This window comes from Streptomyces bugieae (assembly GCF_036352915.1).
Taxonomy (GTDB): domain Bacteria; phylum Actinomycetota; class Actinomycetes; order Streptomycetales; family Streptomycetaceae; genus Streptomyces; species Streptomyces endophytica.
The window spans coordinates 26,625-40,399 of sequence record NZ_JAZBJP010000020.1; the positions used below are offsets into that span (position 1 = coordinate 26,625).

Sequence of the window (13,775 nt, forward strand, 5' to 3'; positions counted from 1 at the left end):
CCGGGCGGGGACGGGCGGCCGGTCGATTGTCAGTGGTGCGTGGGAGAGTGGCGGAGCAACGGGGGAAGTACCACCGAAGGAGGCCGCATGAGCGAGCGTGGCGAGCTCGGCACGGTAAGGGACGCGCCGGGCGCGGGCCGGGCCGGGCGAAGTGAGGTACCGGCATGAGCTGGCATCAGGAACTGCTGGTCGGCTTCGACCTGGAGACCACGGGCACGGACGTCGAGCAGGACCGCATCGTCACCGCCGCCCTGATCCGGCTGGAGGGGGACGGCCGGGTGGCCGGGAAGCGGACCTGGCTGCTCGACCCGGGAGTGCCGATACCCGAGGAAGCCGCGGCCATTCACGGCATTTCAACCGCATATGTCCAGATGCACGGTCGCCCGCCGGCGACCGCGATAGAGGAGATCACCGAGGCGCTGGCCGAGGCCCTGCGCGCGGAGACCCCCCTCGTGGTGATGAACGCCCGCTACGACCTCTCCCTCCTGGACCGCGAGTGCCGGCGCCACGGCGTACGGACCCTGACCGAGCGGCTCGGGCGCGCCCCCGCGCCGGTCATCGACCCGCTGGTGCTCGACAAGCACGTGGACCGCTTCCGCAAGGGACGCCGCGCGCTGCAGGCGCTCTGCGGTCATTACGGCGTCCGGCTGGAGGGCGCACACGAGGCGGGCGCCGACGCCGCGGCCGCGGCCGGGGTGGCCCGGCGCATCGGTGAGCGGTATCCGGCCGTCGCCCTTCCGTCGCCGCGTGCGCTGCACGCCCTCCAGGAAGAGGCGGCCGCCGAGCAGGCCGCCTCCTTCCAGGCCTATCTGCGGCGCACCGACCCGGAGGCGATAGTCGAGCCGGCCTGGCCGCTGATCCCGTATCAGGCGACGAGGGTCTGATCCGGCGGCCGCCGGGCCGGGGCAGGCGACGGCCGGTCGCAGCGGTGCCGGGCCGGCGCGGGGCACAGCCGGTCCCCGCGACGCCGGGTCAGAAGGGGTACCACCGCACCGTCGCGTCCTTCTCGCGCAGGGAGGCGATCCGGCGCCGGAATTCCTTCAGCGCCGCCGGGTTGCCGGGCGCGTGCTGGGACACCCAGGCGCAGCTCGCGGTCTCCCGCGACCCGCGCAGCACGGCACAGCCCTCCCAGTCCCGTACGTCCCAGCCGTAGACGGACACGAAGGTGTCGTAGGCGTCCGCGGCCAGGCCGTAGCGGTCCCGGCTCAGCGCCATCACGACCAGGTCGTGCTCCCGCAGGTCGAAGGAGAAGGTCTCCAGGTCGACGAGCACCGGCCCGTCGGGCCCGACATGCACGTTGCGGGTCAGCGCGTCGCCGTGGATCGGCCCGCGCGGCAGATGCGGCTCCAGCGCCGTGGCGGCCGCCGCGAAGGCGTCCCGGCGCCCGCGCAAGTACTCCGCGTCCGGCGCCGATACGGCGTCACCCGCCAGCCGCAGCCACCGCTCGACACCGCCGAGCAGCTCGCGGCGGGGGAGTGCGAAGGGCGGCTCCGGCAGCGCGTGGACGAGCTTGAGCAGCGCGGCGAGATCCTCGGGACCGGCCGGCCGGACGGTCTCCGGCAGCCGCTGCCAGTACGTCACGGGATGACCGTCGACGAGCGTGGCCACCGGCTCCGCGGCCCGCACGGCCGGCACGCCCTCGGCCGCCAGCCACTCGGCCACCGCCAGTTCCCGCTCGGCGCGTTCCAGGAGGTCGGCGCTGCGGCCCACCCGTACGACCGGACCGCGCTCGCCGAGGGCGAAGACGGCGTTCTCGCCGAGCGCGAGCAGCCGGGCGTCGGCCGCCGCCTCCGGGCGCCCGGCCGCGGCGAGTACGTCCCGGGCGCGCGCCTCCGTGAAGGCGGCCGGGCTCGGTTCGGTCATGGTGCTGCCTCCTGCGATGCGTACCGGCCCTCAGTGTCGCAGGTGCCCCTGGTGTCCCGGGTGGGGAGACCCTGCACGGAATCCGGCCGGGACCTTGACGGCGGCAGCCGCTCTCACGACGATGACGGCGGCCGGACAGGGGAGCGGCCACCGGGGGAGAGGCACGGGGACGGGGGGTCCGAACGATGGCAGCAGCGCCGACCGCGGTGGCGCGGCGGTCCACCACGGCGGGCCCCGGCCGCGCCGGCCGGCCCCGGCGCGACCACGGCGTCTGGTTCCTGGTACTGCCCGCACTGCTCCCGATCCTGGTCTTGAGTGTCGGACCGCTGCTGTACGGCATCGGCCTGGCGTTCACCGACGCCCAGTCGGGCCGGACCCGATCCACCGGATTCGTCGGACTGCTCAACTTCTCCGACCTGCTCCACGACTCCCTGTTCTGGGACTCCTTCCGGATCGGGCTGATCTGGGCGTTCGGCGTCACCGTCCCGCAGTTCCTGCTCGCCCTCGGCCTGGCCCTGCTGCTCAACCTGAACCTCCGGCTGCGCTGGCTGGCCCGGGCGCTGGCGATCATCCCGTGGGCGATGCCCGAGGTCGTCGTCGGCATCATGTGGCGGCTGGTCTACCACCCCGACGCCGGTGTGCTGAACGAGACCCTGCGCGGCCTCGGCCTGTCCGGAGCCGAGGGACGGGACTGGCTCAGCGGCCTGGCCACCGCGCTGCCCGCGGTCCTCGTCGTCGGCGTCTGGGCCGGGATGCCGCAGACCACGGTCACGCTGCTGGCCGGCCTGCAGAACGTGCCGCCCGAACTGCGCGAGGCCGCGGCCCTCGACGGCGCGGGCGCCTGGCGCCGGTTCCGCACCGTCACCTGGCCCGCCCTCCGGCCGGTCGCCCTCGCCATCACCGCCCTGAACTTCATCTGGAACTTCAACTCCTTCGCCCTGGTCTTCGTGCTGACCGACGGCGGCCCCGGTGGCCGTACGCGACTGCCGATGCTCTTCGCGTACGAAGAGGCTTTCCGCTACGGGCAGTTCGGGTACGCCGCCGCGATGGGCCTGGCGATGGTCGCGGTGATCTCCGTCCTGCTGGCCCTCTATCTGGCCGGCCGGCTGAAGGGGGACGAGGACCGATGACCGCACTCCGCCGCACCGCCACCCGCACCGGCCAGTACGCCGCGCTCCTCGGCTATCTCGCCTTCCTCGCCCTCCCCTTCCTCTGGCTGGTCTCCACCGCCTTCAAACCGCCGCGCGAGCTGGCCGCCGCCCACCCCACCTGGATCCCCGAGGCGCCCACGCTGGAGAACTTCCGGCAAGCCTTCGACCAGCAGCCGCTGCTGGCCGCCGCGGGCAACAGCCTGCTGGCCGCGGCGGTCTCCGCACTGCTCGCCGTCGTGCTGGCGACCCCGATGGCGTACGTCCTCGCCCGTCACCGCACCCGCCTCGCCCGGGCGGCCACCGGCTGGGTCGTCGTCAGCCAGGCGTTCCCCCTGGTGCTGGTGATCATCCCGCTGTTCCTGATCCTCAAGGGACTCCACCTGGTCGACTCCCGGATCGGGCTGATCCTGGTCTACGTGGTCTGGGCGCTGCCGTTCGCCCTGTGGATGCTCACCGGTTACGTCCGGGCCGTCCCCCGCGAACTGGAGGAGGCGGCGGCCGTCGACGGCGCCGGCCGGCTCCGTACGCTGCGGTCCGTCACCGGCCCGCTGCTCGCCCCGGGCATCGTCGCCACCGCGCTGTTCGCCTTCCTCACCGCCTGGAACGAGTTCTTCTTCGCCCTGGTCCTGCTCAAGTCGCCCGAAAAACAGACGCTCCCGGTGGTGCTGACCCACTTCCTCGGTACGGAGGGCGTCGCCGACCTCGGGCCGCTGGCCGCCGCCGCGCTGCTCGCCACCCTCCCCGGCCTGCTGCTGTTCGCCGTCATCCAGCGCCGGATCACCGGCGGCATGCTCGCCGGGGCGGTGAAGAGCTGATGCCCGCCGCCCGTGTGCCCGGGCCCCCCGCCCGATGGAGCCGCCGGGGACTGCTGGCGGCCGCCGCCGCGCTGCCGGCCGCGGCTCTGCTCCCGGGCTGCTCCGCCGACCGCCCGCGGCGCGGCTCCGGTGGCCGGATCACCCTGCGCTTCCAGTCGCTGGCCTGGCAGCAGGACTCCGTCAAGGCCAATGAACAACTGGTCGCCGAGTGGAACAGCCGGCACCCCGCCGTCCAGGTGCAGTACGTCCAGGGCGCCTGGTCGACCGTCCACGACCAGCTGCTGACCTCCTTCGAGGGCGGCGAGGCGCCGGACATCATCCATGACGCCTCCGACGACCTCGCGGACTTCGCCTACGGTGGCGACCTGGCCGACCTCACCTCCCTCCTGCCGGACCGCCTCAAGGCGGACATCCCCGGCCACAGCTGGGAGACCGCCACCTTCGACGGCCGTATATACGGCGTCCCGTTCCTCCAGGAACCACGGGTACTGGTGGCCAACCGTGCGAAACTCCACCGCTCCGGCGTCCGCCTCCCCACCCCGGAAGAGCCCTGGACCTGGGAGGAGTTCGCGGAGGCGGCCCAGCGGCTGACCCGTGGCACCGACCACGGCGTGGCCTGGCCGCTGAAGGAACCGGTCTCGGCCACCCTCAACCTCTCGCTGTCCACCGGCGGCCGGATCTTCCACCGCCGCCCGGACGGCAGGGTGCAGGTCCGCTTCGACGCCGTCGACCAGGTGGTGCCGCGGATCATCCACGACCAGGTGAACGTCGACCGCACCGCCGCCCGCACGACGCTGGGCATGGGCGGATCCGACACCCTCCCCGGCTTCTTCGCCGGGCGCTACGCCATGGTGCCGCTCGGCTTCTCGTACCGCCAGCAGATCGCCCAGCAGGCCCCCGAGGGCTTCGACTGGACGGTGCTGCCAGCCCCGAAGGGAACGACGCAGGACCAGGGCGTGAGCCCGCAGACCCTGTCGATCGCCGCGGACTGCCCGTACAAGGAGGAGGCGATGGCGTTCCTCGACTTCTTCCTCCGGCCGCCGAACATGGTCCGACTGGCCCTGGGCGACTGGATGTTGCCGACGGGCCAGGAGGCCCTACGGAACCCCGCGCTCCGGGTGCGGCGGTACGACTGGGCGACCGGCACCGCGCTCGCCGCAACCCTGCGCTCCGCCCCGGCCCAGTCCGTCCGCGGCTACCCGGAGTGGAAGGACAAGATCGCCACCCCGGGCCTGCAGGAGTACTACAGCGGCGCGATCGACCTCGACACCCTCCGCAAACGGCTTATCAGGGACGGCAATCTGGTCCTGGCGCGGTACCAGCGCTGAGGGGTTGGGGCCTTTTGCCGAATGGCCCCGAAATCGCCGCGCGGGCAACGGAGTTGTAGCAGCGGCGCAGGGCGAGAGGGACTTCCGGCAAGAGGTCGTCGGTTTCCCCCCATTACACGAACGTAAACGGAGTTGAGTCGCCTTGCTTCAAGTCGGCCGCTTGCTTTGACCAGTTCTGGGACCTTTTGCAGTTTTACAGGGTTGTTGCCTATCTCACACGACGGGGTCTCCCTTGAAATTGGATCCACCAATCAGACAGGGTTTCGAGTCAGCCCGACGCAGATTTTCCTGTGTCCAAGGGCTGTTGGCGCAACGCTTTCCCCCCACACCACGAACGAGGAGAACCCTCGCAATGGCTCACAAGCGTTCCAGCAAGAAGCGGCTCGTCACGGCGATAGCCGCCGCGGTTGCCGCGACTGGTATCGCCACCGTCACCGCGGTGACCGCGGGCGCGTCGCCCGCCCCCGCCGAAGGCAAGATCTACGGCGCCCAGGCCAAGGGCGCCGTGAACGGCAGCTACATCGTCATGCTGAAGAAGTCGGTCCGTACGGCCGAGAGCGGCGATCTCGCTTCCAAGTACGGCGGCAAGGTGAAGCGCACCTTCTCCTCCGCCATCGACGGCTTCTCGGCCAACGGCCTGAGCGCCGAGGAGGCCAAGCACCTCGCCGCCGACCCGGCCGTCGACAAGGTCGTCCAGAACAAGAAGTTCCACATCGACGCCACCCAGGACAACCCGCCGTCGTGGGGCCTGGACCGCATCGACCAGAAGGACACCCAGGGCGACAAGAAGTACAACTACCCCGACAGCGCGGGTGAGGGCGTCACCGCGTACGTCATCGACACCGGCGTCCACATCAGCCACAAGGACTTCGGCGGCCGCGCGTCGTACGGCTTCAACGCCATCGACGGCAGCGACAAGGCCGAGGACGACAACGGTCACGGCACCCACGTCTCCGGCACCATCGCCGGTGAGGCGCACGGCGTCGCCAAGAAGGCCAAGATCGTGGCCGTCAAGGTCCTGGACGGTCAGGGCTCCGGCACCACCGAGCAGGTCGTCGCCGGCATCGACTGGGTCACCAAGAACCACAAGGGCCCCTCGGTCGCCAACATGTCCCTGGGTGGTGGCGCGGACGAGGCGCTCGACGCGGCCGTGAAGAAGGCCATCGACTCCGGTGTCACCTTCGGTGTCGCGGCGGGCAACGAGTCCAGTGACGCGGGCCAGAGCTCCCCGGCGCGCGTCAAGGAGGCCATCACGGTGGCCTCCAGCACCAACAAGGACGAGCAGTCCGACTTCTCCAACTTCGGCAGCGCGGTGGACATCTACGCCCCCGGTTCCGACATCACGTCGGACTGGAACAGCAGCGATGACGCCACCAAGACCATCTCGGGTACGTCGATGGCGACCCCGCATGTGGTCGGTGCCGCCGCGGTCTACCTGGCGGGCCACAAGGACGCCAAGCCCGCCGACGTCGAGAAGGCGCTGACCGACGGCGCCACCGCCGACAAGATCACCAACCCGGGTCAGGGAACGCCCAACAAGCTGCTGAAGGTCGTCGAGTAGGACCTCGGCCTCCCGTTCTCCACGCCGGCCGTCGCGCTCGCCCCCACGGGGCGCGGCGGCCGGCGTCGTCATGTCCGCCCTTCCCTCGATAGCTGTAGACACTGTCTACAGCCACCTGGTAGACAGTGTCTATGCCTACCCCTGTGAACTCCGCGAACGAGGAACCCGCCCAGGACGAGGGCCTGCGCGCCCGCCTGGTCGAGGCGGGTGTCGAGCTGGTGGCCGGCGAGGGCGTGCAAGCGCTGTCACTGCGGGAAATCGCCCGCCGGGCAGGGGTTTCGCACGGTGCCCCGCGCCGCTACTTCCCGACGCACCTCGACCTGCTCTCCGCGATCGCCCGCCGGGGCTTCGCCGACCTGGCCGCCCGGACCGCCGAGGTGCTCGACGGCGACGACGCGTCGCCCCGCGCCCGGCTCACCTCGCTCGCCCGCACCTACCTCGACTTCGCGCTGTCCGAGCGCGGCATGTACGAGCTGATGTTCCGTCACGACCTGTTGGAGAGCAACCGGCTCGGCCTACGGGACACCAGCCTCCCGCTCTTCCAGGTACTCGTGGACCTGATCGCCCGGATACGGCCGCCCGCGGACACGCCGCCCCCGGTGGTGGCGGGCGCCCTGTGGGCGAACCTGCACGGCATCGCTCAGCTGTGGGGATGGGGCAGCCTCCCGCTCGCCACCGGCTCCGACGACATCGAACCGCTGCTGCGCGCCACCCTGGACGCGCACCTCGGACCGGAGTCCCGATGACCGCCCCGCTGCGCTCCTCGAGGAGGCACGGCGACAGTGGTCGCTCCGTAACGGGCCACGGTGCTGCTGACGCCGGAAGTTGTCCGCCCGCCGATTCGCGCGACGACCACCGGCCCCACCGCCTCGCCTCCGGCCGCCACCGCCGTCTCATCCTCACCGGGAGCATCACCGGCGCGGTGATCGTGGCCCTGGACGGCACCGTACTGACCATCGCCCAGCCGGCCCTCCAACGGGACCTGCATGCCTCGTTCGTACAGGTCCAGTGGACCAGTACCGGCTACCTCATCGCCGTGGCCGGCCTGCTCGTCCTCGCCGGCCGGCTCGGCGACCGCTACGGCCACCAACGGATCTTCGCCCTCGGCATCCTGGGCTTCGGCGCCGCATCCGCGGGGATCGGACTGGCGCCCGGCATCGGCTGGGTGATCGCGCTGCGCATCGCGCAAGGCGTCTTCGGTGCGCTGCTGCAACCGGCCACCCTGGGCATGCTGCGCGCCACGTATCCACCGGACCGGCTCGCCATGCCCCTGGCCCTCCGCACCAGTGCCATCGGCCTCTCGGCCGCGGTCGGCCCGGTCCTCGGCGGGGCACTCTCCGCCCAGTTCGGCTGGCGGGCCGTCTTCTTCCTCAACGTGCCGCCCGCGCTGATCGTCGGCGCACTGGCCCTCGCCGCCCGCGTGCCCACGCCACCACACCCCGACGACGCCTCGGGCACCGCAGCCCCGCCCCCGACGCCCAACTCGCCCAGGCCCGCACGCTCCCCCCTCGACCTCCCCGGAGCGGCCCTCCTCTCCCTCGCCCTCCTGTGCCTGGTCCACACCCTCGTCGCGCTTCCGCAATCCGGCTGGACCGTGGCCACCCTGCTCATCACCGGCCTCGGAACGGCCGCCTGTGGCGCCTTCGTCCGCCACGAACGCCGCACCGCGAGCCCTCTCGTCCCGCCGGCTGTCCTCACCTCACGAGCCGTGGTCTCCGCTCTCTCCGTCCTGCTGTGCGCTTCCGCCGGCATGTTCGGCGCGCTCTTCGTCGGCTCGTACTTCCTGCAGGACGTCCTCGGGCTCGACCCGCTCCAGAGCGGTCTGCGGGTACTGCCGCTGGCCGTCATGATGGTGCTGAGCGCGCCCGCCTCGGCCGTGCTCCAGCGCCGCCACGGCCCCCGCCGGACCACCCTCGCGGCCATGTCCCTCCTCACCGCCGGCATCCTCCTCCTCTCCCAACTCACCCCCGGTTCCCCTGTGTTGGTGATCGGCGGGGGTTTCGCCCTGCTCGGTGCGGGATTCGGTACGGTGATGGTCACCGCGACGGCGGTCATCGTGCGCCATGTCCCCGTGGCGCACGCGGGAGTGGCCGGCGGACTCCAGCAGACCGCGATGAACATCGGCCCGACGCTGGGGGTCGCCCTCGCGACCATGCTGACCACCCTCACCTCCGCGATGAGCACCACGCTCCTCGCCCTGTCCGCCGTCGCCGCCACCGGCGCCCTGGCGGCGTGGAGCCTCCCCCTCCGCAACGCCACGAAGGAACCCGAGGAGGAATCCGAGAAGGAAACCGAGGGGGAACCCGAGGAGGAACCCGAGGGGGAAGCCGAGAAGGCACCGGCATCCCCAACCCGCCTCGGCTGACGGAAAGTTATCCACAGGAGGAACCCTCCGGAACCGTGATCCGCTCCCTCCGACTACCGTCGGTGACATGCACGGAGGACTGCCGTTCATCGGCATCAGCACCATCGTCTACGGCGTCATCGGTCTGACCGGCGTCGTCATCACCGCGATCCGCACCAAGGGGGGAGCCCGTCATGCGCACCATCACCGCCATCGTTCCTGCTCATAACGAGGAGGAGGGCCTGCCGGCCACACTGGAGTCACTCGCCCGGCAAACGGTCCCGCCCGACCGCGTCCTGGTCGTGGACGACGCCTCCACGGACCGCACGGGCGAGGTGGCGGCGTCACACGGCGTCACGGTCTTACGTCCGCCCCGCAACCTCGGCAGCAAGGCCAAAGCCCAGAACTACGCCCTTCCGCACTGCACCACCGATCTCGTCCTGGCCGTCGACGCGGACACCGTCCTCGCCCCGGACTACCTCGAAACCGTATTGCCCGTCTTCGACGACCCCACCGTCTCGGTCGCGGCCGGCACGGTCCGCACCCGCCACACCCGCACGGTCTGGGAACGCGGCCGGTCCACGGAGTATCTCTTCGGCTTCCACTGGCACCGCCCCATCCAGGCCCGCGCCAACAGCCCCATGGTCTGCTCCGGTTGCTGCTCGGTCTTCCGCCGCGACGACCTGATGTCCTTCGGCGGCTTCCCGGAACGCACCATCGTCGAGGACATGGATTACACCTGGTCCCAGCAGATCGCCGGCAGACGCGCGGTCTACGTCTCCGACGCCGTCGCCCTCGCCGCCGACCCGGAGGACCTCACCTATCTCCGCAAGCAGGTCTGGCGCTGGATGGCGGGCTTCTGCCAGAACGTCCGCCTCCATCTGGGGAGCCTGATCCGCCACAAACCCCTGCTGGCCCTCTGGGTGCACCTCGCGCTCCTGGAGATCATCACCGCACCGCTGTGGTGGGCCACCCCGTTCGTGACCGCCGCGACCACCGGGCAGCCACTCGCCGTCACCTTCGCCTGGTGGGCCGGAGCCGAGCTGCTCCTGACCGCCCCACCCCTGATCTACGCCGCCCACCGCCGCAAACTCCCGCTCGCCGGCGTCCTGTTGAACCTCCCCTGCGTCTACGCCACCAAGACCGTCAACCTCGTCTACGCCTGGAAGGCCCTCCTCATCGAGCTCGTCCTGGTCCCCCTCCACCTGGCCCGCGGCCTCACGGTGTACGAAAAGGGCCGAGCGGACACGCCGAGGGGGCGGACGACGGCACGAACGGCTCCGGTCGGCGCCGGGTAGCGGCGGAAACGGAGGCGGCGGGACTCTGTACCGGCGGGACGCGCCCGGCCCGCTTCAGGTCCTGACCTGTCGCCGCCGGACGCGCCCCCGCACGCTTCGCGTGCTAACGCTCCACCGGTGGTGGCGCCGTGGTGCGGCGGGGGACGAGTTCGGTGGGGAGGATGATGTGGCGTTGGGGGTCGCCGTCGGTGTCGTCGAGGACGGAGCGGGTCAGGCGGACGGCGGTGCGGCCCAGTTCGGCGGCGGGTTGGGCGAGGGTGGTCAGGCCCATGAGGGCCGACATGACGTGGTCGTCGAAGCCCATGACGGAAACCCGGCCGGGGACCGGGATGTTGGCCTCGCGGAGGGCGGCCAGGAGGCGGAAGGCCAGGTCGTCGGTCTCGGTGAAGAGTGCGGTCGGCGGGGTCTGCAGGCTCAGCAGCCGGCCCACCGCGGCGGCCATACCGCTGCCCTTCCAGCCGGGCACGCTCATGACGAGGTCGTCGTCGTGCTCGATGCCCGCCTCGGTGAGGGCGCGCAGATGGCCGGCGAGCCGGTTCTTGCTGCTCCAGGCGAAGCCCGTCTCGTCGGCGGTCTGCAGGAAGGCGATCCGCCGGTGCCCGAGGTTGAGCAGATGGCGGGTGCCGCGCAGCGCGGCCTCCTCGTCGTCCACGTAGACGCTGGGCCGGCCGGGGGCGTGCTGGCTGACGAAGACCAGCGGCATGCCCAGGTCGTCGAGGCGGGCGCGTTCGGCGGGGGAGAGCGCGAAGCTCACCACGAGGAGGGCGTCGGCGTTGCGGCGGGCGGGCAACCGGTCGAAGAAGTCGGCGCGTTCCTGGACATCGGTCACGCTGTAGACCAGCAGTTCGAGGCCGGCGTCGCGCAGGGCCGGGGCCATGCCGGACAGGGTGGCGCTCAGGAACCACGACTCCAGGTGGGGCATCAGGACGGCCACCCGGCCGGTGCGGCCGGTGACCAGGCTGGAGGCGCTGCGGGTGATGGCGAAGGAGAGCTCGCGGGCCGCCGCCTCCACCCGGGCCCGGGTGGTCTCCGACACGGTCGACAGGCCGCGCAGGGTGCGCGAGACGGTCGACACCGAAACCCCCGCCCGATGGGCCACATCGGCCATCGTGGCCTCGCTGCGAGCTGAGGACATGGCGGGACGCTAGCACAGACGGGCGATGACAGCGTTCGCAGAAAGATCGCTTGCGGAATCTCCGGTTCCTCGGCCGTTGACCTGGCAACGAGCCCACTTCTAGCCTGCAAGCGCTGTCATGAAGACAGCCGAGACGTGAGGAGCACTCATGGCCTTGAGCCGCAGAACCCTGCTCGCCGGCGGATCCCGTCACCGGCACCGTCCCGCGGCGGGCCGGCCCGGAGGAGTGTCCGCCGCCGGGCCCGCACCGGATGCTTCTTCGCCGCCCGGGTGCTGCCCGTCATCGCCGCCGTCACGGTTTTCCCGGCGCTCTGCTCCGTGCCGCTGAGCTTCGCCGACGTCCGGCTGGAGTTCGGCGGATTCCGCAGCCTCGGGCTTCGGCCCGAGGCCGTTGACGAGCCAGTACACCGTCCCCTGCGGGACGCTGTTCGCGGCGGCCGTGGCGGCCACCCTGCCCATCGGCGTCCCGGTCGTGATCTTCCGCCGCTCGATCGTGTCGGGCATGACCTCAGGGGCGGTCAAGGGACGACGTCCCCTCCCGTCCGTCGACCACCCGGTGCAACCCCGTACCGAAAGGCAGCCACGTGACCGCACAGCACCTCGGCCCGGACCCCGGAACGGCCGGCCGCAGCAGCCGCGACTGGTGGCGGCAGGCCGTCGTCTACCAGGTGTACCCGCGCAGCTTCGCCGACTCCGACGGCGACGGCATCGGCGACCTCCCCGGTGTGACCTCCCGGCTCGGCCACCTCGCCGACCGGGGGGTGGACGCCGTCTGGCTGAGCCCCTTCTACCCCTCCGAACTGGCCGACGGCGGCTATGACGTCGCCGACTACCGCGACGTCGACCCGCGGCTCGGCACCCTCGACGACTTCGACGCGGTGGTCACCGAGGCGCACCGCCTCGGCCTCAAGGTGATGGTCGACATCGTGCCCAACCACTCCTCCGACCAGCACGTCTGGTTCCAGGAGGCGCTGCGGGCCGGCCCGGGATCCGCCGCGCGGGAGCGCTACGTCTTCCGCGAGGGCAAGGGCGCACACGGCGAGCGGCCGCCCACCGACTGGGTCTCCTGCTTCGGCGGCCCGGCCTGGACCCGGCTGCCCGACGGCTGGTGGTACCTCCACCTCTTCGCCCCGCAGCAGCCCGACTTCAACTGGGACAACCCCGAGGTCCGCGCGGAGTTCCGGACGACCCTGCGCTTCTGGTCCGACCGCGGCGTGGACGGCTTCCGGGTCGACGTGGCGCACGGCCTCGCCAAGGATCTGGCGGCGCCGCTCCGCGACATCGGCACCGTCGAGAGCTACCAGCCGGACGACCTGCCCGAGGACGGCAGCCACCCCTTCTGGGACCGCGACGAGGTGCACGAGATCTTCCGCGACTGGCGCAGGGTCTTCAACGAGTACGACCCGCCGCGGATCGCGGTCGCCGAGGCCTGGGTGCGCAACTCCCGGCGCACCGCCTACGCCACCCCGCAGGAGCTCGGCCAGGCGTTCAACTTCGACTTCCTCAGGGCGTCGCTGCACGCCGGGGAGCTCCGGTCGTCCATCGACACCGCGCTCGCCGACGCCCGGGCGGCCGGCGCGACCGCGACCTGGGTGCTCTCCAACCACGACGTGATCCGGCACGCCTCCCGGCACGGCCTCCCGGACGGCTGCGACGAGGAGTCCTGGCTGCTCGCCGACGGCCGACGACCGTTGGTGGAGAGGGAGTTCGGCCTGCGCCGGGCGCTGGCCGCCACCCTGCTGATGCTGGCGCTGCCCGGCGCCGGCTATGTCTACCAGGGCGAGGAACTCGGCCTGCCCGAGGTCGCCGACCTGCCCCGCGAGGCCCTGCGGGACCCGGTGTGGACCCGCAGCCGCGGCCGCTCCAAGGGCAGGGACGGCTGCCGGGTGCCGCTGCCCTGGCGGCGCGGGGGAAGCTCGTACGGCTTCGGCAGCGGCGGGTCCTGGCTGCCGCAGCCGCCGGGCTGGGGCGAGTTGTCCGTCGAGGCCCAGCAGGGCGATCCGGCCGCGCCCCTGGAGCTCTACCGCGCCGCGCTGCGCATCCGCCGCGGACTGCTCGCCGACGAGGAGCTGGAGTGGGTCGGCGGCCCCGAAGCGGTGGCCGGCGGGCTGCTGCACTTCCGCCGCTCCGGCGGCTGGGAGTGCCTGACCAACCTCTCGGACACCGCCCGGCCGCTGCCCGACGGTGAACCGCTGCTGTTCTCCGCACCGTTGAGTGGCGACCGGCTGCCGCCGTGGACGACGGCCTGGGTACGGACGGCCGGCTGAGCCGCGGTGCCGG

General features: G+C 71.9%; 13 protein-coding genes. 10 read left to right on the forward strand and 3 right to left on the reverse strand.

The features are described from left to right. Nucleotides 1–164: 164 nt before the first annotated feature. Nucleotides 165–884 (forward strand): exonuclease domain-containing protein, encoded by a 720-nt coding sequence (locus V2J85_RS25865; RefSeq protein ID WP_261955105.1) that lies wholly within the window; start codon nucleotides 165–167, stop codon nucleotides 882–884. 88 nt (nucleotides 885–972) lie between these two features. On the opposite strand, the gene V2J85_RS25870 is transcribed toward V2J85_RS25865, so the two are convergent. Further along, nucleotides 973–1,863, reverse strand: a complete 891-nt coding sequence (locus V2J85_RS25870; protein ID WP_330822876.1) for an aminoglycoside phosphotransferase family protein — start codon at nucleotides 1,861–1,863, stop codon at nucleotides 973–975. 185 nt (nucleotides 1,864–2,048) lie between these two features. Here V2J85_RS25870 and V2J85_RS25875 point away from each other — a divergent pair, with 185 nt between their 5' ends. The 8 genes from V2J85_RS25875 to V2J85_RS25910 all read left to right on the forward strand — a co-directional run bounded on the left by V2J85_RS25875 (nucleotide 2,049) and on the right by V2J85_RS25910 (nucleotide 10,360). Then, the gene (locus V2J85_RS25875) at nucleotides 2,049–2,993 is read left to right on the forward strand and encodes a carbohydrate ABC transporter permease (RefSeq protein ID WP_330822878.1); all 945 of its coding nucleotides are present in this window, start codon (nucleotides 2,049–2,051) and stop codon (nucleotides 2,991–2,993) included. After that, entirely contained in the window at nucleotides 2,990–3,829 is an 840-nt protein-coding gene (locus V2J85_RS25880) for a carbohydrate ABC transporter permease (protein WP_261955102.1), read from the forward strand. The genes V2J85_RS25875 and V2J85_RS25880 overlap by 4 nt, the downstream gene beginning before the upstream one ends. Beyond that, nucleotides 3,829–5,157 carry an ABC transporter substrate-binding protein gene (locus V2J85_RS25885; protein ID WP_330822879.1) on the forward strand — a complete coding sequence of 443 codons (1,329 nt, stop codon included), beginning with the start codon at nucleotides 3,829–3,831 and terminating at the stop codon, nucleotides 5,155–5,157. The genes V2J85_RS25880 and V2J85_RS25885 overlap by 1 nt, the downstream gene beginning before the upstream one ends. Before the next feature lie 352 nt (nucleotides 5,158–5,509). Next, on the forward strand, nucleotides 5,510–6,718 hold the full coding sequence (locus V2J85_RS25890; RefSeq protein WP_330822880.1) for a S8 family peptidase: 1,209 nt from the start codon (nucleotides 5,510–5,512) through the stop codon (nucleotides 6,716–6,718). Between the two features lie 131 nt (nucleotides 6,719–6,849). Beyond that, nucleotides 6,850–7,464, forward strand: a complete 615-nt coding sequence (locus tag V2J85_RS25895; protein ID WP_330822881.1) for a TetR/AcrR family transcriptional regulator — start codon at nucleotides 6,850–6,852, stop codon at nucleotides 7,462–7,464. Then, on the forward strand, nucleotides 7,461–9,083 hold the full coding sequence (locus V2J85_RS25900; RefSeq protein WP_330822882.1) for an MFS transporter: 1,623 nt from the start codon (nucleotides 7,461–7,463) through the stop codon (nucleotides 9,081–9,083). The genes V2J85_RS25895 and V2J85_RS25900 overlap by 4 nt, the downstream gene beginning before the upstream one ends. Before the next feature lie 67 nt (nucleotides 9,084–9,150). Next, nucleotides 9,151–9,291: a hypothetical protein gene (locus V2J85_RS25905; RefSeq protein ID WP_158744977.1), complete on the forward strand. Its 141-nt coding sequence runs from the start codon at nucleotides 9,151–9,153 to the stop codon at nucleotides 9,289–9,291. Continuing rightward, nucleotides 9,257–10,360 carry a glycosyltransferase family 2 protein gene (locus V2J85_RS25910; RefSeq protein WP_261955097.1) on the forward strand — a complete coding sequence of 368 codons (1,104 nt, stop codon included), beginning with the start codon at nucleotides 9,257–9,259 and terminating at the stop codon, nucleotides 10,358–10,360. Before V2J85_RS25905 ends, V2J85_RS25910 begins: the two co-directional genes overlap by 35 nt. A 103-nt stretch (nucleotides 10,361–10,463) precedes the next feature. Here the strand turns inward: V2J85_RS25910 and V2J85_RS25915 are convergent, their stop codons facing one another. After that, nucleotides 10,464–11,495, reverse strand: coding sequence for a LacI family DNA-binding transcriptional regulator (locus V2J85_RS25915; RefSeq protein ID WP_330822884.1), 1,032 nt, complete (start codon nucleotides 11,493–11,495; stop codon nucleotides 10,464–10,466). Nucleotides 11,496–11,684: 189 nt separating this feature from the next. Continuing rightward, nucleotides 11,685–11,999 carry a hypothetical protein gene (locus V2J85_RS25920; RefSeq protein WP_261955096.1) on the reverse strand — a complete coding sequence of 105 codons (315 nt, stop codon included), beginning with the start codon at nucleotides 11,997–11,999 and terminating at the stop codon, nucleotides 11,685–11,687. An 80-nt stretch (nucleotides 12,000–12,079) separates the two neighbouring features. On the opposite strand from V2J85_RS25920, the gene V2J85_RS25925 reads away from it, so the two are divergent. Next, complete coding sequence (locus V2J85_RS25925; RefSeq protein WP_330822885.1) at nucleotides 12,080–13,762, forward strand: glycoside hydrolase family 13 protein; 1,683 nt, start codon at nucleotides 12,080–12,082, stop codon at nucleotides 13,760–13,762. Nucleotides 13,763–13,775 lie beyond the last annotated feature (13 nt).